This is a genomic window from uncultured Winogradskyella sp., from assembly GCF_947495255.1.
GTDB lineage: Bacteria > Bacteroidota > Bacteroidia > Flavobacteriales > Flavobacteriaceae > Winogradskyella.
This window is the reverse complement of record NZ_CANLYI010000004.1, coordinates 52,290-73,283: the sequence shown is the minus strand read 5'-3', so window position 1 is coordinate 73,283 and position 20,994 is coordinate 52,290. Positions and strand designations below refer to the sequence as shown.

Sequence of the window (20,994 nt, the reverse complement as noted above, 5' to 3'; positions counted from 1 at the left end):
GCGACTTTTTTGTGCGTAATTTCTTTGATAAAGACGTTAAGTGTTAAAAAAATATGTATTTCAACGATTAATAGTGTATTTAAGCAGATTAATTCAAAATATGTTTCATATTGCAGTCCCAAACGAAACGAATAGATTAACCCAAATTAATTTACCTTTTTGTTCCAAATCTACCATGAATTATGAAAATGAATTCTAATCTACCAGAACCTACTTTTAATGAAGATGAAGAATTTTCAATTTTAGAAAACACATTTGAATTAGTCTCAGGTGTTTTAAAGTTAGCCAAAAAAGTATTCATGCTATAAGCCTTTTGGAATAGCATGAATTAGCTTTTTTGTGTAAGCTTCTTTAGGTGATGCATAAATATGGTCTGCATCTCCAATTTCTTCAATTTTTCCTTTATTCATTACAAGCAGTTGATCTGCCATGTATTTTACAACGGCTAAGTCGTGTGAAATAAATATATAGGTAAATCCAAATTGCGCTTTTAAATCATTCAATAAGTTTAAAACCTGTGCTTGTACAGAAATGTCTAATGCAGAAACAGATTCATCACAAACTATAAGTTGTGGTTCTAATGCTATTGTTCTTGCAATACCAACACGTTGACGTTGTCCTCCAGAAAATTCATGTGGATAACGATCAAAAGCTGAAGCATCTAATCCTACTTTTTCTAATATTTCTATTACTTTTTCTTTTCTTGTATTATTTGAACTGCCAATATTGTGGACTTCCATAGGTTCTAAAATAGCATTACCAACAGTTAAGCGAGGATTTAAAGAAGCAAAAGGGTCTTGAAATATTATCTGAATCTCTTTTCTTAAACCACGCATCTGCGATGGTTTTAACTTTGTGATATCATTTCCTTTGTATAAAATTTTACCTGAAGTAGCTTTGTCTAGTTGTAAAATAGCGTTTCCTAAAGTAGATTTACCGCAACCAGATTCACCGACTAAACCTAAGGTTTCACCAGGAAACACTCTAAAGCTCACACCATCAACAGCATTAAACTCTAGGTCTTTTGTAAACCAACCTGTTTTAGATAGGTATGTTTTTTCTACATCAATGATTTCTAATAAAGGGGCTTGGTTGTATAATTTTTTATGATTTGCTTCTCGCTCAGCATCAGAAATAATTGCTGTGCTAACACTATCATTCATAAAGTCAGAAATGGTCGGTAACTCTTTTAAACGATACTCTGTTGAAGGTCTCGCTCCTATTAATGCTTTGGTGTAGTTATGTTTTGGTGCGTTAAAAATTTCATTAGTTGTGCCTTGCTCTACAATTTCACCTTTATACATTACTAAAACGCGATCTGCCAATTCAGAGACTAAAGATAAATCGTGAGAAATAAATAGCACACTCATTTTTGTTTCGGTTTGTATGTCTTTCAATAATTCTAAAATCTCTTTTTGTACAGTAACGTCTAAAGCAGTTGTTGGTTCATCTGCTATTAGTAGTTTTGGTTTACAGGCAATTGCCATCGCAATCATTACACGTTGTTTCTGTCCTCCAGATATTTCATGAGGATAGGCTTTGTAAATACGTTCTGGACTTGGAAGTTTTACTTTTTCGAAGAGATTTAGTACTTCAGATTTAATTTCTGAAGATGATAATTTAAAATGTTGTTTCAGAATTTCTTCAACCTGTTTACCACAACGCATAGAAGGATTTAAGGAACTCATAGGTTCTTGAAAAATCATGGCAATTTCTTTTCCTCTTAAGGTTTGAAATTCTTTTTCAGAATACTCAATAAGATTTTTGTCTTCAAATAATATAGAGCCAGAGGTGATTTTAGAAATCTGTTTTGGTAATAATCCCATTAATGCTAAGGATGATATGGATTTACCTGAACCAGATTCTCCAACAACAGCTACAATTTCATTAGTCTCAATTTGAAATGTGATATTCTTAATTATATGCTTCTCTATTTTATTCTTAAAAAACGAAATATTTAAAGCGTCAACAACGAGTAAATTTTTGTTTGCCATAGGTAAATGTAGTCAATTTCTTCAATAGTGTTGTGGTAAAACCGTAACTCTAAAAATTCGGCTGTATTTCTTTGAAAACGTTTTCGGAATTAACAAAATTTTAATAATTTCAGTAAATATTTAACAATAATTAACTTAAAAAATAGATAATAGGTATGAGAAAAAACTATTTAAATAGTGTTTGTTTAATGTTGTTTATGTTGTGTATTTTACCAGCTTATTCACAAACAGATCTTCAAAAAGAGCAAATTGTAAGTCGTTATGATTCGGAAGCAATTCAAGATTTAATTGAAAAATTCAATGAACAAGCAAAAGTAGAAAAGGCTGAAGCTATTAATATGGCGTTAATAAAAGGCTGGCCATTAATTATAAAGAATGAAAATTCGTATTTAGAACTTCAAAAAATCTCTTCAGAAGGGACACCAATATATTATACTACATTTAATGTTGCTGCTTCAAAATCTACAAGAACCAATCATTTAAATTCTGGCGGTTCTTTGGGTTTAAGTTTAGACGGTCAAAATATGACAGCTCATGTTTGGGATGGTGGTTTGGCTCGTGCTTCACATCAAGAATACGATGGAGCAGGTGGTAACAACCGATTTTCAATTGGTGACGGAACTACAACCTTAAATTACCATTCTGCTCACGTTACAGGTACTATTATTGCATCTGGTGTTGTTGCCAATGCTAAAGGGATGGCTCCTCAAGCAAGTGCAGTTGGTTATGAATGGAATAATGATACATCTGAAGCAACAAGTGCTGCAGGAAATGGAATGCTAGTATCTAATCATTCTTATGGATATGCTGCAAGAAATTCAGCAGGTCAAGCACAATTACCTGACTATTATTTTGGAGGCTATATTACCGATTCTAGAGATTGGGATGAAATTATGTTTAATGCACCATATTATTTAATGGTTGTAGCAGCAGGTAATGATGGTTCTGATAATTCTGCAAATGGGTCTCCTTTAGACGGAAACTCTTCTTATGATAAACTTTCTGGTCATGCTACGGCAAAAAACAATATGGTTGTTGCTAATGCAAATGATGCAAATATAGATACCAACGGAAACTTAGTAAGTGTTTCTATTAACAGTAGTAGTAGTGAAGGACCAACTGATGATTATAGAATTAAACCAGATATTACTGGTAACGGAACTTCGGTGTATTCTACATATGAGTCTAGTGATTCAGCTTATAATAGTATAACTGGTACATCTATGGCCTCTCCTAATGTAGCTGGTTCATTATTGTTATTACAACAACATGCTAATAATGTAAATGGAAGTTATTTAAGAGCTTCTACGTTAAAAGGTTTAGCGCTTCACACAGCTGATGATGTTGGGTCTAATGGACCAGATGCTGTCTATGGTTGGGGATTAATGAATACAAAAAGTGCTGCTGAAGCCATTACAAATAATGGAAATGAATCTAAAATAGAGGAATTAACATTAACAAATGGACAATCATACCAAATTACGGTTGATTCTGATGGTGTTAATGATTTATATGCATCCATTTCTTGGACAGATAGAGCAGGAACTGCTACAACTACAGCTAATTCTAATTCAGCTGTCTTAGTTAATGATTTAGATATTAGAGTAACTCAAGGAGGAACGACTTATAATCCTTGGCGTTTAACAGGCGTAACTACTAATGGACAAGGTGATAACTCTAAGGATCCTTATGAAAGAGTAGATGTGGCTAATGCTACCGGAACTTATACAATTACTATTACTCACAAAGGTTCATTAACTGGAGGAAGCCAAAACTACTCATTAATTGTAACAGGTTTATCAGGTACACCAATAGTTTGTAGCGCAACTACACCAACAGGATTATCTATTGATGGTTTTGGGTCATCAACAGCAACTGTATCTTGGGATGCTGTACCAGGAGCATCATATGATTTTAGATATCGCGAAGTAGGAACATCAACGTGGACAACATCTTCAGTTTCTGGAACTTCAACGTCTTTATCTGGTTTAACACCTGAGACATCTTATGAAGTTCAATTAAGAAGTATATGTGCTGATAATTCAACATCATCGTATACTAATTCTGTAAACTTTACAACTACCGAAGTGCAACTAAACTATTGTACATCTACAAGTAGTAATGTTAACGATGAATATATTAGTCGTGTACAATTAGGCACTATAGATAATACATCAGGTGCTCAGTTTTATTCAGATTTCACTAATCTGTCAACAGCATTAAGTCAAGGTCAGAGTTATTCGATTACCGTAACTCCAACTTGGACCGGAACTGCGTATGCAGAAGGCTATTCAGTTTGGATAGATTATAACCATGATGGTGACTTTGCTGATTCTGGAGAACAAGTATGGTCTCAAGTAGCAACTCAAAACACACCTGTTAGTGGTAATTTTACAATTCCTACAGGAACTTATGCAGGGAATACTAGAATGCGTGTTTCTATGAGTTATAATGCAGTGCCAACAGAATGTCAATCATTTACTTATGGTGAAGTAGAGGATTATACTGTAAATTTATTAGGTGGTACACCAGATACAACAGCACCAGTAATTACATTAACAGGAGCATCAACAATTAATTTAGAAGTTGGAGATACTTATAATGAATTAGGTGCAACAGCCACAGATAATATTGATGGTAACTTAACATCTAGTATTGTAATTACAGGGACGGTAAATACCAATTCAGCTGGTACATACACTAAGTATTATAATGTGAGTGATGCAGCCGGAAATTCAGCTAGCCAAGTAACGAGAACAGTAAATGTAACGCAACCAGCAGATACAACAGCACCAGTAATAACACTAACAGGAGCATCTACAATTAATTTAGAAGTTGGTGATACTTATAGTGAATTAGGTGCAACAGCCACAGATAATATAGATGGTAACTTAACATCTAGTATTGTAATTACAGGAACAGTAAATACGAGTTCTGCAGGCACATATACAAAGTATTATAATGTAAGTGATGCAGCTGGAAATGCCGCAACGCAAAGAACACGATCAATTATTGTAACAGAGCCTTCTACGGGAAGCGGATGTACAAGTGGTATTTCTACATTCCCTTATTCTGAAAGTTTCGAAAACACTTTAGGTGCATGGACTCAAGGGACAGGAGATGATTTTAATTGGACAACACAAAGTGGGTCTACACCTTCTAGTAATACAGGTCCATCTAGTGCAGATGACGGTACATATTATATTTATATGGAATCTTCTTCACCTAATTATTCAACTAAAAGAGCGATTTTAAATTCACCTTGTTTTGATTTGAGTAGTGCGTCTCAAGCAACTTTCGAATTTAAGTATCATATGTATGGCACATCAGCAATGGGAAGTTTGGCTTTAGAATTAAGTGATGATGATGGTGCATCTTGGACAAGTATTTGGAGCGAATCTGGTAACAAAGGAAACTCATGGTTAACAGCGACTGTTAATTTAGCTGCTTATGTTGGTAGTTCAGTTCAATTACGTTTTAATGGTATTACTGGTACAACTTGGCAAGGAGATATGGCAGTAGATGCTGTAAATCTATCTACAGGTGGTGGATCAGGTACTACATGTTCTGATGTTTCATTATCTATTACGTTTGATAATTACCCAGAAGAAACGGCTTGGAGTATTGTTAACGCTTCAGGTAGTACAATAGCTTCAGGAGGAACTTATGCTTCTCAAGCAGATGGGTCTACTTTAACTGTTGCTGTAGGATGTTTAGATGATGGTTGTTATGATTTTATAATTACAGATGTTTATGGTGATGGTATTTGCTGTTCTTATGGAAATGGTTCATATTCATTAACAAGCACTGATACAGGTATAATATTGGCTTCAGGAGCTAGTTTTACCAGTTCTGAAACTACAAATTTCTGTTTAGGAAATTCGAGTACAGCATTTGTAAGTAATCCTAGTATAATTTCAGAAAACCCTGATCAATTTTTCAAAGTACGTCCAAATCCTGTTAAGGAAACTCTTAATGTTGATTTGGTAGGCTATGAAGCACAAACATTTGAAATTAAAAACATGTTAGGACAGACCGTTTCAAAAGGACGATATACGTCTGTAATTGATGTGTCTAGATTTGAAAATGGTGTTTATATTTTACAATTAAATATTGGAGAAAAGAAACAGGTAAAACGTTTTATTAAGGAATAAATGGTCCTTAGTATTGTAGTTAGTAATGAAAAAGTCCTGATTTTATATCAGGACTTTTTTTATATGTGTTTTATTTCGTTTTCATGAAGTAATTCGTCACCTCGTAATCTTAAGAAAATCTGTGCGACAGCAATTGTGTCTTTTTCGCAATAGATTATAATTCTGTCTATTTCATTCTCTTTGTAATAGACTCTGTAAACTTCACTACCATCGATATCATCTTTTGGAGATGGAATACCTAGGACGTTGGTTAATAGTTTTAAAGAAGTATACGTTTTATAATCACCAAATTTCCAGAGTTCTAAAGTATCTAAATGAGGAACTTCCCAAGGCTTTTTACCGAAGAGATTCAATTTGTATGGTAATTCTATATTGTGAATAATCATTCGTCTTGCGATATACGGAAAGTCGAATTCCTTACCATTATGAGCACAAAGTAAATGCTTATTTGAGCTGAAATGTGAAATTAGAAGATTTTTAAAGTCTTTTAATAGTTTTACTTCATCTCCATAAAACGAAGTAACTCTAAAGCTTCTAGATTCGCCTTCCATTTTAAAATACCCAACAGAAATACAAACTATTTTACCAAATTCTGCCCAAATGCCTGCTCTGTCGTAAAACTCTTCAGCTGTAAACTCGTCTTTGCGTTGGTAACGTGATTTCGCATCCCAAAGGTCTTGCTTGGTTTTATCTAAATCAGAGAAGTTTTCTGTTTCCGGAACGGTTTCTATATCTAAGAATAGAATATTTTCTAGGTTGAGTTTATTTATCATCTTTAATAGAATAATTTATTATAATAAAGGCAAAAAATATCAACTGCAGATAATATACAATTGATGAACTAATTAATATGAGATAGTTTTCTTTTATAAATTCACTATAAGTTTTTATTTCATCATTATAACCTTCAAAAGAGGATATACCATATATATTATAAAGAACTTGTAAAATTTGAACTATAAAATAGATGGTAATCAGCCAAATTATTTGCCTTTTGAGATGTTTTTGATTGAATACTTTTTGTTTTGTAATTAGTTTTAAAATGATAAAAACGGAAATAATAAATACTGTTAATTGAACAATTTCCTTAGCTATAATTGTAAACAGTGGATTTTGATTGGTTATAATAAATAATTGATGTGTAATTTGACCTACAAAGAATGCTAATTCAGCAGTTAATAGAATGCTGAATCCTCCCACTACTAAAAAAAGTAGATGCTGTTTTGTTATTAATTTATCCAAATTTTAAAATTATTCTCCCATCATTTTATAAGCTTCATCAATATAAACATAAAAATCCGAAGGGAAAAAATTAACTTTTTCAGGACTTCTGTGATGTCCTAGTCTGATAATGATTACGTTATCTTCAGGAATTGTAATTACATATTGTCCTAAAATACCAATCATTGCAAAGGTGTGTTTATTATTATAATCACTAACCCAAAAGCCATAACCATAAGGTTGACCACTAAATCTAGACTTGGTTGCTGTGGCTACAAAAGTAGAATCAAGTATTTGTTTGCCATTCCATTTTCCATGGTCTTTATAAAGTTTGCCAAAACGACCAAAATCGCGAGCATTACTAGAAATACAACAAAAGGCTTTTGCTAGTTTATTTTCATCATCATCTAATTGCCACAAGGCATCACTTTGAGCTCCTAGTGGTTGCCATAAACTTTCAGAAAGATAGTCTGCTAATTGTTTTCCGGTAGCTTTTTTAATAACCATACCAAGTAGTTGTGTGCTTCCACTTAAATATTCAAAATCTTTACCTGGTGTTTTTATGACTTTCTGATTTAAAATAGTTTCAGCTAAATCATCATCGTAATTCGCTCTTGCAGTAATCGAAAATGGGCTTGTATAAGATTCTACCCAATCTAAGCCAGAAGACATTGAAGATAAGTCGCCAACAGTAGTTTTAGAGTTTTTAAATTGCGGATAAAAATCACTAACAGGTTGGTCTAAGCTCTTAATATAACCATCCATTATAGCTTTACCAAGTAATGAGGTAGTTATACTTTTGGCCATTGAAAATGAATTGGTTTTAGAATCTTTACTGTAATCCTCAGCATACTGTTCATAAAAAATACTGTCGTTTTTTATAATTAAATAAGCAACTGTGCCATACTCTTCATTTATTGCTTTTAATCCATTTGTAGCATTAACAGAATTATAATTTTTATGTAATGGCCAAACATCAGTATGTGCTCCTTTTTTAATAGTGTCATTTTCAAAATTAGGATAGTCATCAATATAAGCTGTAGTATGACCTGTAAAGTAAACAACTCTAATGCCTTTTAGAATGTAGTCGTAATCAAAAATATAAGATGCTATAACAAGCACACCAATAATTCCGATGAGCCATTTTAATAGTTTTTTAATGAATTTCATATTTTTATTGTGGTAAGAATTTATGATTTTGATTTCATTGCTTTTAGCTTTTCTTTATAAAAGGCTTTGTTAGCAATGTATAACGTCTTTTTAAAAGTAGCAATAATATTTTGTTTGTCGTCAACGAGGTTCATGGTTTTGATAATATCAGTTTTCTGGTCTTTTGAAACTAGTTCTTTTATAGTTGTAATTTCTTCAGCCGAAAAGATGAATTCTCCATAAATAGTAGATTTTGCTGGTTTTTTATAATGAGCTTCAACTGCTTTATCCCAAACTACATAATCGTCACCAAGTATTTGAATAAGTTGTATCATATAAATTGGGTCAGTGGCTGCTAACATGCTACCACCAAAAAGTGTTCCTGCGTAATTGCGGTTTTTCCAATTAAGTTTTAATCTAATTTTTACAAAATGTAAATCATCACTAACGTCTATAAGTTTTGCCGTGGTGCGTCTATACATTGGCGACCAATTAAAACCATATTTGTAAATGGTAGACACCTTCATAAACCGTTTTAAAAATTCGGTTGCAATTTTGTACATATTAAGCTAAAATAAAGATTGTTGTTTGTAATCACTTTCATGGTTAAGCAACCATTGTTTTCTGTGTAATCCACCAGCGTAACCGGTTAAACTTCCATTACTGCCAATCACTCTGTGGCAAGGTACTATTATCCAAAGAGGGTTTTTACCATTAGCGCTGGCAGCAGCTCTTATGGCTTTTACATCGCCTAATTGTTTAGATAATTGAAGATAGGAAATAGATTTTCCAAAAGGAATGGTTTCTAATTGATTCCAAACTTTTTTCTGAAAGGTAGTCCCTTCAGGATTCAATTTTAAGTCAAAAGTTTGGCGTGTTTCGTTAAAGTATTCTTTAAGCTGAATCACACAATCTAATAAAGATTCTGGAATGGTATCTGATAATTCTTCTTGAGTATCTAATATTGAAACTGAAGCAATACCATTTTCGTTTCCTACAATTTTGGCATGTCCAAGAGGTGTTTCAATATAGCATGTATGCATTATTCTACAGGCTTATCGTTATCAATAATGCCTAAACGTTTAGCTCTAGTTTCCCAACTTTTTCTGGCAAGCATTTGTAAGTCCGAAACATTATCACTTTCGTCCATAATTTCAAGGCCAAGTAAGGTTTCAATAACATCTTCCATAGTTACTAAACCACTTAAAGTACCGTATTCATCAACAACTAAAGCCAAATGATTTCTACTTTCAATGAGTTGTTCAAATAACGTCGGAATAGGTAAATTACGATCTACAATTATAATACTTCGCTTAATTTCTGATAATAATTTAGAACCATTACCAAGTGCCATTTCTTTAAATACTTCAGCTTTTAAAACTAAACCAGTGATATTATCTGCTTCGTTTGTGAAAACAGGAATTCTAGAAAAACGAATATTAGAATTAGCATTAAAAAAAGCCTCAACCGTCATGCTTTCATTTTCAGTTTTTACAACTGTACGAGGCGTCATTACATCTTTAGCTCTTACTTCTTTAAAGTTAAGTAAGTTCTTTATGACTTTACTTTCATTTTCTTCAAATACACCTTCTTCATGCGCAATTTCTGTCATAGCTACAAAACCTTCTCTGCTTAAAACACTGCCATGACCTTTACCTCCAATTAATTTTGTGGTGAGTTGAAGTAACCATAGAATACCAGTCCATTTTAAAGGAAATATCAAAATATTAAGTGCTTTAGTTGTAAAGTTGGCTAACTTTTTCCAATGTGTTGCACCAATGGTCTTTGGGATAATCTCGGAAGCGACCAAAATTAAAATGGTCATTAAAGTGGATACAACACCAACCATAATATCTTCAGTAAATTCTATACCTAAAAACGTTTGTTTTGTACGACCATAAAGTTCTGCATAAGCCACTTTGGCTTGTACACCAACCAAAATAGCACCAACAGTGTGCGCAATGGTATTAAGCGTAAGAATGGCGATTAGTGGACGATCGACATCTTTTTTTAGTTCCTCTAATTCTTCAGCATAAGCTTTGCCTTCTTTCTTTTTAAGGTTAAGAAAAGTTGGTGTAATACTTAAAAGTACGGCTTCTAGAATAGAACATAGAAATGAAAAGAAAATCGATATGACAGCGTAAAAAATGAGTAAGCCCATTAATATTTTGAAGTTTTAGATGTACAAAGTTACAAAATGAATACTTAAATATGGCTAGCTATTTTTTTAGTTATTACCAAGTTATATTTTTTAGTAGTAAACACCGAATTAATATATTTTGTAAATTGAAGCATGAAAAATTTTATTTTAATAATCTGTTTAATAGGAACCTACGCCTTATCTGCTCAAAATAAGGGAAAAGTAACCTACCGAATTCAAGCTATTATGGATAGTATTGAACAGCCTTTTAAAAATTTAGAAAACACAGATGCCAAAAATAAGGCGTTACAAATGTTTAAAGATTCTAAGCCTGTAGAAGCTTATTTAGTCTTTAATGATAGTGTTTCTATTTATATGGTAGAGCCAAAGATTGATATTCCTGGATGGAATAATGGTAGTGATGGTCTTGTAATAACGAGAAGTAAAATGAATATGTCATTGTTTTTGGCAGGCGGTAATTCTACATATTATAATGATATGAGTCGTGATTTTTCTATTACACAAAATGAAATAATGGGTCCAACGGTAAGAGTGATTCAAAAACCTAAAGAGTGGACACTTACCGAAGAATCTAAAGTTATTGATGGTTACACCTGTTATTTAGCCACAATTGATAAGCTTAATGATAAAAAGCTAAAGGCATGGTATACACCCGAAATACCAGTGAAACATGGACCAAAAGGATTTCTTGGTTTACCAGGCTTAATTATGGAAATTGAAGACGTTATTTACTTATGGAAAGCCATTAAAATAGATTTTGAAAGTCCAGAAGCTGATGATATTATAGAACCAGATGAAGGCGATTTAATGACCAAAGAAGAATTTACAGAGTTCTGTGGTAATCCTTTTGCTGAAGATTAATTTTAACTTTCTAGAATTATTCTGGTATTTGGTACACCATATTGAGAAATACGTTCTAATAAAAAGACCAAGTCTTTATTGCTTTTAAAATAAGCAAGAATACATAAACTATCTTCGCCTGTAACGCGATCACAACGCTGAACTTCATCTATATTTTTAATTTGATTAGAGGCTGTTTTTAAAGTACTAGATTGATGGATTTTTAGATTGATATAAGCCTTAACATTAACTCCAAATTTTTCATGATTAACACGAAGCGAATACCCTAAAATAAAACCTTTTTCTTCCAATTGTTTTACGCGTTTTCCAACAGCTGGAGCTGATAAATCTACGGATTTTCTGATGGTTGCAAATGACTCTCGTGCGTTTGCACTGAGCATTTTTATGATTTTTTCGTCAATGTTGTCCATTTTTAGTTTCGAAATCAATTTATTGGTTATTCGATTGATTCGAAACTGAAAATAGTAAAAATAATTTGTTTAGTATTCTGTATTCGTTATTTATTAAGTAGCTTAACCACATCCTTTGCAAAATAACTAGCAATAATATCCGCACCAGCACGCTTAATAGCAGTCACTTGCTCCATCATTACAGCGTCATGGTCTAACCACCCTTTTTCGGCTGCAGCTTTTAGCATCGCATATTCACCAGATACTTGATAAACAGCCAAAGGAACATTAAAATTGTTTTTAATATCGCGTACGATATCCAAATAACAAAGACCTGGTTTTACCATTACAATATCTGCACCTTCATTAATATCCATTTCGGTTTCTTTAATAGCTTCGTCTCTATTAGCAAAATCCATTTGATAAGATTTTTTGTCCTTCGGAACATCTGCCAAATCCACTGGTGCAGAATCTAAAGCATCTCTAAAAGGGCCATAAAATGCAGATGCATATTTAGCCGAATAACTCATAATACCAACATCAATAAGGTTAGATTGGTCTAAGGCTTCTCTAATACCTATAATTCTACCATCCATCATATCGCTTGGTGCTACAAAATCGGCTCCGGCTTCTGCGTGAGACAAACTCATTTCAGCTAACGCCTCAACGGTTGCATCGTTTATAATTTTTCCACCTTCAACAATACCATCGTGTCCGTAAGATGAGTATGGGTCTAAAGCCACATCTGTCATTACTAACATTCCTGGGCAAACCTCTTTTACGGTTTTAATTGCACGTTGCATTAAGCCATTCGGGTTCCAAGCTTCTGTCCCTTTATTGTCTTTTAAGCTATCATCAACTTTTACAAATAGTAAAACTGATTTTAAACCTAAACTCCATAATAATTTCACTTCTTCTTTCAGTAAATCTAAACTGAAGCGATAGTAATTTGGCATCGATGCAATTTCTTCTTTTATCCCTTTTCCTTCAACAACAAAAAGTGGTACTAAAAAGTCATTTGGTGTAATATAAGTTTCTCTAACTAAACTTCTAATAGCGTCGTTAGTTCTTAGTCTTCGATTTCTTCTAATTGGAAACATGATTTTATATTTTGTAGACCTTTTAGGTTTTAGAAACCTGACGGGTTTTAATGTATGAGGATTATGATTACTTTTATCAAATACAAAGTTAACGATTTAAACCCATTTTTAAGTGCTCAAATCCTTAGATGATTTAGAATTTATTTTTCCTTGGCGAAGCTATCAGGCTGAACTTTTAAAACATTTTAGCAGTCATATTGCAGATAATCATTTTCATGTAATTGCACCTCCAGGTTCTGGGAAAACCATCTTAGGATTAGAAATCGTTAGAAAATTAGGAAAGAAAACACTGGTTTTAGCGCCAACGTTGACCATAAGAAATCAGTGGGAAGACCGTTTACAATCTTTTTTTACTGAGAATTGCGATTTTGAAACCTATTCATTCGATATTAAAAAGCCAAGTGATGTTACATTTTCTACCTATCAATCGCTTCATGCATTTTATAAAACCTTTGAAGATAAAACCGATTATTATCAATTCTTTAAAAAACACAATATTGAAACTTTAGTTTTAGACGAAGCGCATCATTTAAAAAATGCATGGTGGAACTGCTTAATGGACTTAAAACGGAATTCTGAGTTTTACATCGTAGCATTAACCGCAACACCACCTTATGATAGCAGTAGAGCAGAAGTGTCTAAATATTTTACGCTTTGTGGCGAAGTTGATGATGAAATTGCAGTGCCAAATTTAGTGCGCGAAGGGGATTTAAGTCCACATCAAGATTTTGTTTATTTCTCAAAACCCGAAGATTTAGAGATAAATTTTATCGTTGATTACAGACGAAATATTTCAGATTTTAAAGATGAATTATTAAAGGATGAAACCTTTATCAATTTTTTAATTGAACATCGTTTTTATAAAAACCCAAATTGGCATTTAGATGAACTCTATTCTAATACCGAATATTTTTCTGCTATTCTCATCTTTTTGGATGCCTGTGGCTTTGAAATAGAACATCAAAAATTAGAAGTTCTTGGTTTCGATGAAAAGGAAATGATTCAGTTTCCAGAGCTCAATTTGCATTGGCTTGGTATTTTGTTTCAGAATATCTTAGTTTCCGATAGAGAACAATTAATAGAGCAAGAGAAGTACATTTTAACATTAGAGAAACGATTACGAAAGCTTAATGTTTTTGAGCGGAATTCAGTCGATTTTATTGGCGAACAACTACTTTACAAATCCTTGTCTAACAGTCCAAGCAAATTGAAAAGCATCGTTAGTATTGTTAAGGCAGAACGCGAAAGCTTAAAACGAGATTTAAGATGCGTGATTCTAACGGATTATATCCGAAAGGAATTTTTAAATATTACAACTGAAGAAATAGAAAATATCGATAAAATTGGTGTGCTTCCTATTTTTCAATATATAAGACATTATTGCAATAAACCTGAAGAATTAGCTGTGCTTTCTGGCAGTATTGTAATTATTCATCAATCCATTTTAAATGCTTTTGAAGCGATTGAATCTTTAGATAATTTTTCGTTTTCACCATTGCAAATCGATGCTTCGTTTTTATTGGTTACAGCGAAAGGAAAACCGAAAAACTCAATAGTAAGCATTATTACACAACTTTTTGAAGCTGGAAATATTAGAGTTTTAGTCGGTACAAAATCCTTGTTAGGCGAAGGTTGGGATGCGCCATCTATAAACAGTTTAATTCTGGCTTCGTTTATTGGTTCGTTTGTATCGTCTAACCAAATGCGAGGTAGAGCGATTCGGAAAGATTTAGATTCGCCTAAAAAAACCGGAAACATTTGGCATTTAGCTTGTGTGGACCCAACCGATTTAGACGGCGGAAAAGAAGTAGATACTTTAAAGCGACGGTTTGAAGCTTTTGTAGGTGTTACAAACAGTACGATTCCGCTTATTTCTAATGGCTTTGAACGGTTGAATATTCCTGATGAGATTCCTGTAGAATCTATTGATGCATTAAATGAATCGACATTAAATGTTGCAACAAAGCGAATTTTAATTACCGAAAAATGGAATAATGCTATAGGAAAAGGCACGAAGTTAACCAAAGAAGTAAAGATTTTACATCAAGGAAAGCGACCATTTAAAAGACAAAAACAAATCTATTATTTTGATGTACTTCGGTTTTTTGTGATGGAATTGTTAATTACCATAACGCTTTTTTATGTAGAATTTATAGTTAATAGTTTCAATCTCATTTTACAAAGAGGTGTACTTTATTTTGTCTATGCTTTTGTTGCTGCGTTTGTGGCTATGTTTGGCTATAAGCTGTATAAAGCCTTAAAACTCTTCGTAAGACATGGCTATTTGTATAAGAAAATTAAAAAAATGGGATTAGCCATTCTTGATACTCTAAATGAGTTGAGATATATCACTTCAAACAGAAACGACATTATAGTCAATTCTTATTTGTTAGGAAAAGGCGATGTGGTTTGTTATTTAGTTGGTGCCAATGCGCTAGAAAATTCATTATTCACCAAAGCCTTGAGTGAGCTTTTAGAACCCATTGAATCACCTAGATATTTAATAATAAAAACGAATCTTTTCAGAAAGCATTTCGATGTTGAAAATTTCTATCCTATCCCAGAATTATTTGGTGATAAAAAGGACAATGCATTAGTGTTTCAAAAGTATTGGGCGCATTATTTAGGAAAAAACAAATTATTATTTACCCGAAGTGTTGAGGGTAGAAAACTACTATTAAAAGCACGATTGTTTCATGTTTACAATGCGTTTAAAGAAGTGACTAAAGAAGTTATGGTTTGGAAATAGTTAGATATATGTCTAATCTAAATTCCTGATAAATTTCTCATCATTGATGTAAACATCATCTTCGCCTTGTTGGTCAAAAGGATTTTCTAAATGCGATTGAATATTATCTAAAGCCACCAAAATAACACTAAACATAATTGGAACTGCAAATTCTAATCCGTAGTTATAACTTGTGACGTTATGCGCAAAATGTGGACCGTAAATAACAGGTAAAACCACTATAAAAATATCACTATAGGTTCTTAAAGTTCTAGGTGTTCTGTATTGGTAAATGTGTTTAACGCGCTCAAAAGAAATCATCATTTTACTTAAAAACTGATTAGACCTTGAAGCTTCACCAGATGGTAAGCCATAAGAGCGCATGCTTTTAATAAATTTTGATAAATCTTGAAAGCTTCTATAAACTGCTTTTTCGTTTTCTTCTAAATCACTCACAGGATTTGAGAAGACATGTTTACATGAGCTTAATAGATTTCCAAGGTGGACTTTTAATTCGTCTTTAAGCTCTTGAGGTGGATTCTCTAACCAATCTGATACTGCAAAATACAACGCACGTCCATGAGCTTTAATTGAACCATATTCATCAAGTGCAACTTCTCTACGTTTATATGCACCACCAATTGAAAACACAATAGGAAATACAATAGCTGTACCAATTAGCGTTAATGGGAAATCCGCTTTAATATGAAAATGTAAGCAAAAGGCCGTTGATGCAATGGCTAAACCTGTAATTACAAATGTTTTTATATTAATAATTAAAAAGACACGCTTAAATAATTTCCACATAATTTGATTTTTTATTTACTCAATCCTAAGTAAAACCATTGGTTATTTTCTTTTACAAAAGCGGACTTTTCGCTAATGACGTCTACTTTTCCTTTTTCAAAGAAATAAGCGTTAAAGGTAACAATTCCTTCTACATCATTTATTGAGCCATTTGAAGTTTCTAATACTTCTAGTCGTATCCATTGTACGGATTTTGCCCATTTTACAATGGCTTTTTTCTCTTTTATTGGTCTTGTAGAACTGTGATGTGTTGCCATTAAATAATCGCCATCGGCCAAAACAAACGCACTATAACGAGAACGCATGAGTTGCTCAGCGGTTTCTGTTTTTCCTTTATTGAGATGAAAAACTTCGCAACAATCTGTATATGATTTTGAATTTCCGCAGTAACAATTCATCTTTAATTTACTTGAAAGTTAAACCCAATCCACAGGATTTTGTAAGACCTTAATTAGTTTTTCTTCCTCACTTCCGGCTTCTGGTTGATGGTCGTAAACCCATTGTACATGTGGTGGTAAACTCATTAGGATACTTTCTATGCGTCCATTAGTTTTCAAACCGAATAATGTGCCTTTATCATGCACTAAATTGAATTCCACATAACGTCCTCTTCTAATTTCTTGCCAGTCGCGTTGCGGTTTGGTGTATTCTAAAGTTTTTCGTTTTTCAACAATTGGTACATAAGCTTCCAGGAAACTATCTCCAACTTCGGTAACAAAATCGTACCAATTTTGCATACTCATCTCGTCTGTGGCTTTGCAATAATCAAAGAATAAACCACCTAAACCACGACCTTCATTTCTATGAGCGTTGTAAAAGTATTCATCGCAACGCGACTTGTATTTTGGGTAAAATTCTGGGTTATGTTTGTTGCAAGCCGTTTTGCAAGTTTGATGAAAGTGTTTGGCATCTTCTTTAAATAAGTAGTAAGGCGTTAAATCTTGTCCACCACCAAACCATTGGTCAACGATGTTACCTTCTTTATCATACATTTCAAAATAGCGCCAATTCGCGTGAACCGTTGGAACCATTGGATTTGTAGGATGCAAGACTAAACTTAAACCACAAGCAAAAAAATCAGCATCTTCTACACCAAAATATTTTTGCATGCTGTCTGGTAATTTACCATGAACACCAGATATGTTTACACCACCTTTTTCGAAAACAGCACCATTTTCAATGACGCGTGTTCTTCCGCCTCCACCTTCTGGTCGTTCCCAAATATCTTCTTGGAATTTCGCTTTACCATCCACTTCTTCAAGCTTTGAAGTGATAGTATCTTGTAATTGGTGTATGTATTTGAAGAATTTGTCTTTGATAATATTGTTGGGTTTAAAACTTACAAGGTCTTTGAGACCTTGTAGATTGTGAGATTTATGATTGTTGTTATTTTGACCTGCAAGGTTTTCAGAACCTTGTAGGTCTTCTATTTTATATTGGTTGTGGACATACTTTAGATTGTTTAAATTACTAAATAAATCCAAACTGTAATTTTTGTCTAAATTAAAGTATTTCGGTGTTTTTTCAAGATGATAAAAAGAATAAGAAGAGAATTTGTAATGTTGCCAATTATTTTTAGGATTACGATGAATGTAACAAAATACAGTTTTAAAATAAGCTTCTGAATCTATCTTTTTTCGCTTAAAATGTTTTTCGAAAATACTTCCAGTTCTGTTGTTTTGCTTATTGAATGCTTTAGAGTAAGCATTGAAAAGATTAGAAAAAGCTTGAGTAGCTTCCTTTGTTTCAGCATTAATTTGAATTAGAAAATGAAAATGATTATCTAAAAGACAATAAGCCGAAATTTTTATTTTGTTGTCTAAATATTTTCCTGTTAACTCTAGAAAATAACGTTTGTTTTCATCGGAATTAAAGATATTACAGCCATCAATTCCACGATTATATATATGATAATAATGGTCTTTTTCTAAAGTTTCTAGTTTCATGGTGTTTTCTCTTAAATACCTACAAGGTTTTGGAAACCTTGCAGGATTGTGATATTTGCTATTAGATTTTTAAAACCTGCTAGGTCTGTATAATTCATATAACTCCATATCCAAAGGTGCTTCTCCATTTGGTGTAAACTCATTGACTAAAGTTTTAATCCATTTAAAATCATTGTTTAAAGCCACCTTTACACTTGGTAAATTGTCTTTATGAGCAATAATTTGAAGCGTTTCTAGACCTAAATTAGTGAATGCATGTTGTGATAGTTTATCAATCGCCTTAGACATTAAGCCTTGCCCTTCAAAAGGATAACCAATGCAGTAGGCGAATTCTCCTTGTTTTATGTTCCAATCGAGCTCCTTGATATAAATAAGTCCTGCGAGTTCTCTAGTTTCAGAATGTTTTAAAGTGAATAGAAACGTTTCTTTGTCTTCAAACTGTTTTACCATTTTTTCAACAAATAGTTGAGATAAGGTTGGATTTAAATTCTGTTCTAAGGTTTTTGGAAAATAGCGTTTTAATCTATCTGCATTGGCCACACACAAATCACAAACCTTCCAAGCGTCGCCCTTATGTATTGGATTTATTTCGAAATCATTAAATTTTGCAACCATCATACTATGACGCTATTGTGGTTTAGAGAATTTTCTTGTTCTAATAGATTTACGGTATTTATTGAAGAAGCTGTTACACTCATTGGTAAAACCAAAATTACACCTACAACCGGAATTAATAAAAAGAGCATGAAAACAATACCATTACCAATTGCAATGCCTTTATGTTTTCCAACAAAATTGATGCTTTCTTTATATTTAAAATGTCGTTCTAAAGTATAATCCATATTACCAAAACCTGCATAATAGGCTTGCAATAAAAACAATAATGCGGTTGAAAATATATTGACTATTGGAATAAATTTCAATAGTAATAGAGGTATTGTAAAGAGTAATTCTTTTCCTAAATTTCTAATATTTATTCTAATACCTCTCCATAATTGTTCTTGAAAAGACGTTTTTCTATGGTTGTGTCTTTCTACACCTGTTAAATGTGCTTCAATTTTTTCTGAAACCGGACTCATAAATGGCGCAGAAAAAGCCATGATGATGTGTTTGTATAGAATTAGGCCAGTGGCAATAACAACAATGCCACCAATAAAGGTAGAAATTGAGGTGAAGGTTTCACTTCCCCATTTCCATGGCCAAATGTTAGCAATAAAACGTCCAATGTTGTCAGATAATCCGTAAGCAGATAACCCAATCATTAAGGCTGTTACAACGCTAATAATAATAGGAATGGCGAAGTATTTCCAAAGTTTTAACTGAGAAATTAAAGCAAAAGTTCCGGTATAAGCTTTTATACCTTTTAATATGTTATTAATCATATTATTGTTTTTAATTGGCTATACTTAAAAGACGTTAAAAGGTGTTTTAAGTTACAATAATAGAGAATTAAACTTATTCTGCTTTATATTCTTTAACAGCATCAATGAATGCTTTGGCATTTTCTAAAGGTATGTTTGGTAAAATACCATGGCCTAAATTAACAATGTATTTATCTTTTCCAAAGTCGTTAATCATCTGAGTAACCATCTTCTTAATTTCTGCAGGTGGCGAAAATAATCGCGTTGGGTCAAAGTTACCTTGTAGCGTAATATTTCCTCCTGTTAGGTAACGTGCGTTACGTGCAGAACACGTCCAGTCTATACCTAAAGCAGACGCTCCAGATTTAGCCATAGTATCTAAAGCAAACCAACACCCTTTACCAAAAGCGATAACTGGTGCATCGTCTTTTAACGCATCAATGATTTGTTGAATATATTGCCAAGAAAATTCTTGATAATCTACAGGTGATAACATGCCTCCCCAAGAATCAAAAACTTGTACAGCATTACATCCAGCTTTTACTTTTTCCTTTAAATAAGCAATTGTAGTATCTGTAATTTTCTGTAATAATTGATGTGCAGCAATCGGATTTGTAAAACAAAATTCTTTGGCTTTATCAAAGTTTTTAGAACCTTGTCCTTGCACACAGTAACATAAAATTGTCCAAGGTGAACCAGCAAAACCAATTAACGGAATTTCGTCATTAAGTTTTTCTTTGGTTGCTTTTATAGCATCGTAAACATAGTTTAAAGCTTCTTTTACATCAGGAACGATTACATTATCCACATCTTTTTGAGAGCGGATAGGATTTGGTAAGTAAGGCCCAAAATTAGGCTTCATTTGTACTTCAATATTCATCGCTTGAGGAATCACTAAAATATCTGAAAACAGAATAGCAACATCCATACCATAACGACGAATCGGTTGTACTGTAATTTCACTTGCTAATTCTGGTGTTTGGCAGCGTGTAAAGAAATCATACTTTGCTTTGATTTCCATAAACTCTGGTAAGTATCTACCTGCTTGACGCATCATCCAAACTGGTGGACGTTCTACTATTTCACCTTTTAATGCTCTTAGGAATAAATCGTTTTTTATCAT

General features: G+C 32.9%; 19 protein-coding genes and 1 pseudogene. 4 read left to right on the top strand and 16 right to left on the bottom strand.

Annotated elements, in window-relative coordinates:
* Positions 1–182 precede the first annotated feature (182 nt).
* Positions 183–308, top strand: coding sequence for a hypothetical protein (locus Q0807_RS07180; RefSeq protein WP_299108057.1), 126 nt, complete (start codon positions 183–185; stop codon positions 306–308).
* Here Q0807_RS07180 and Q0807_RS07175 read toward each other — a convergent pair.
* A complete protein-coding gene (locus Q0807_RS07175; RefSeq protein WP_299108055.1) occupies positions 303–1,994 on the bottom strand; it encodes an ABC transporter ATP-binding protein in 1,692 nt (563 codons plus the stop codon). The genes Q0807_RS07180 and Q0807_RS07175 overlap by 6 nt on opposite strands.
* 155 nt (positions 1,995–2,149) lie before the next feature.
* On the opposite strand from Q0807_RS07175, the gene Q0807_RS07170 reads away from it, so the two are divergent.
* Positions 2,150–6,148: an immunoglobulin-like domain-containing protein gene (locus Q0807_RS07170; protein ID WP_299108053.1), complete on the top strand. Its 3,999-nt coding sequence runs from the start codon at positions 2,150–2,152 to the stop codon at positions 6,146–6,148.
* A gap of 59 nt (positions 6,149–6,207) precedes the next feature.
* On the opposite strand, the gene Q0807_RS07165 is transcribed toward Q0807_RS07170, so the two are convergent.
* The 6 genes from Q0807_RS07165 to Q0807_RS07140 are packed head-to-tail and all read right to left on the bottom strand — an operon-like array spanning position 6,208 to position 10,679.
* Positions 6,208–6,921, bottom strand: a complete 714-nt coding sequence (locus Q0807_RS07165) for a 3'-5' exonuclease (RefSeq protein WP_299108050.1) — start codon at positions 6,919–6,921, stop codon at positions 6,208–6,210.
* Positions 6,911–7,390: a hypothetical protein gene (locus tag Q0807_RS07160; RefSeq protein WP_299108048.1), complete on the bottom strand. Its 480-nt coding sequence runs from the start codon at positions 7,388–7,390 to the stop codon at positions 6,911–6,913. The genes Q0807_RS07165 and Q0807_RS07160 overlap by 11 nt, the downstream gene beginning before the upstream one ends.
* Before the next feature lie 9 nt (positions 7,391–7,399).
* Complete coding sequence (locus Q0807_RS07155; RefSeq protein ID WP_299108046.1) at positions 7,400–8,539, bottom strand: serine hydrolase; 1,140 nt, start codon at positions 8,537–8,539, stop codon at positions 7,400–7,402.
* 20 nt (positions 8,540–8,559) lie between these two features.
* Positions 8,560–9,081: a DUF4442 domain-containing protein gene (locus Q0807_RS07150; protein WP_299108044.1), complete on the bottom strand. Its 522-nt coding sequence runs from the start codon at positions 9,079–9,081 to the stop codon at positions 8,560–8,562.
* 6 nt (positions 9,082–9,087) lie between these two features.
* Positions 9,088–9,561 carry a methylated-DNA--[protein]-cysteine S-methyltransferase gene (locus Q0807_RS07145; protein ID WP_299108042.1) on the bottom strand — a complete coding sequence of 158 codons (474 nt, stop codon included), beginning with the start codon at positions 9,559–9,561 and terminating at the stop codon, positions 9,088–9,090.
* Positions 9,561–10,679: a CNNM domain-containing protein gene (locus tag Q0807_RS07140; protein WP_299108040.1), complete on the bottom strand. Its 1,119-nt coding sequence runs from the start codon at positions 10,677–10,679 to the stop codon at positions 9,561–9,563. Before Q0807_RS07140 ends, Q0807_RS07145 begins: the two co-directional genes overlap by 1 nt.
* A gap of 132 nt (positions 10,680–10,811) precedes the next feature.
* Here Q0807_RS07140 and Q0807_RS07135 point away from each other — a divergent pair, with 132 nt between their 5' ends.
* Positions 10,812–11,540 (top strand): GLPGLI family protein, encoded by a 729-nt coding sequence (locus Q0807_RS07135; protein ID WP_299108038.1) that lies wholly within the window; start codon positions 10,812–10,814, stop codon positions 11,538–11,540.
* A gap of 2 nt (positions 11,541–11,542) precedes the next feature.
* Here the strand turns inward: Q0807_RS07135 and Q0807_RS07130 are convergent, their stop codons facing one another.
* Both Q0807_RS07130 and hemB read right to left on the bottom strand, forming a co-directional pair.
* Complete coding sequence (locus tag Q0807_RS07130) at positions 11,543–11,950, bottom strand: Lrp/AsnC family transcriptional regulator (protein ID WP_299108037.1); 408 nt, start codon at positions 11,948–11,950, stop codon at positions 11,543–11,545.
* A gap of 86 nt (positions 11,951–12,036) precedes the next feature.
* Positions 12,037–13,029 (bottom strand): porphobilinogen synthase, encoded by a 993-nt coding sequence (hemB, locus tag Q0807_RS07125; RefSeq protein ID WP_299108035.1) that lies wholly within the window; start codon positions 13,027–13,029, stop codon positions 12,037–12,039.
* A gap of 112 nt (positions 13,030–13,141) precedes the next feature.
* On the opposite strand from hemB, the gene Q0807_RS07120 reads away from it, so the two are divergent.
* On the top strand, positions 13,142–15,778 hold the full coding sequence (locus Q0807_RS07120; protein WP_299108033.1) for a DEAD/DEAH box helicase family protein: 2,637 nt from the start codon (positions 13,142–13,144) through the stop codon (positions 15,776–15,778).
* A gap of 12 nt (positions 15,779–15,790) precedes the next feature.
* Here Q0807_RS07120 and Q0807_RS07115 read toward each other — a convergent pair whose 3' ends face one another.
* The 7 genes and pseudogenes from Q0807_RS07115 to hemE form a co-directional block, all read right to left on the bottom strand.
* Positions 15,791–16,564: a hypothetical protein gene (locus Q0807_RS07115; RefSeq protein ID WP_299108031.1), complete on the bottom strand. Its 774-nt coding sequence runs from the start codon at positions 16,562–16,564 to the stop codon at positions 15,791–15,793.
* 11 nt (positions 16,565–16,575) lie between these two features.
* The gene (locus Q0807_RS07110; RefSeq protein ID WP_299108029.1) at positions 16,576–16,962 is read right to left on the bottom strand and encodes a YchJ family protein; all 387 of its coding nucleotides are present in this window, start codon (positions 16,960–16,962) and stop codon (positions 16,576–16,578) included.
* Between the two features lie 18 nt (positions 16,963–16,980).
* Positions 16,981–17,883, bottom strand: coding sequence for an oxygen-dependent coproporphyrinogen oxidase (gene hemF, locus Q0807_RS07105; protein WP_299108653.1), 903 nt, complete (start codon positions 17,881–17,883; stop codon positions 16,981–16,983).
* 273 nt (positions 17,884–18,156) lie between these two features.
* Positions 18,157–18,510, bottom strand: a pseudogene (locus tag Q0807_RS07100) (transposase); the annotation flags it as partial.
* Positions 18,511–18,579: 69 nt separating this feature from the next.
* A complete protein-coding gene (locus Q0807_RS07095) occupies positions 18,580–19,128 on the bottom strand; it encodes a GNAT family N-acetyltransferase (protein WP_299108027.1) in 549 nt (182 codons plus the stop codon).
* Positions 19,125–19,892: an EI24 domain-containing protein gene (locus Q0807_RS07090; protein ID WP_299108025.1), complete on the bottom strand. Its 768-nt coding sequence runs from the start codon at positions 19,890–19,892 to the stop codon at positions 19,125–19,127. Before Q0807_RS07090 ends, Q0807_RS07095 begins: the two co-directional genes overlap by 4 nt.
* Positions 19,893–19,965: 73 nt before the next feature.
* Entirely contained in the window at positions 19,966–20,994 is a 1,029-nt protein-coding gene (gene hemE, locus Q0807_RS07085; protein WP_115815600.1) for a uroporphyrinogen decarboxylase, read from the bottom strand.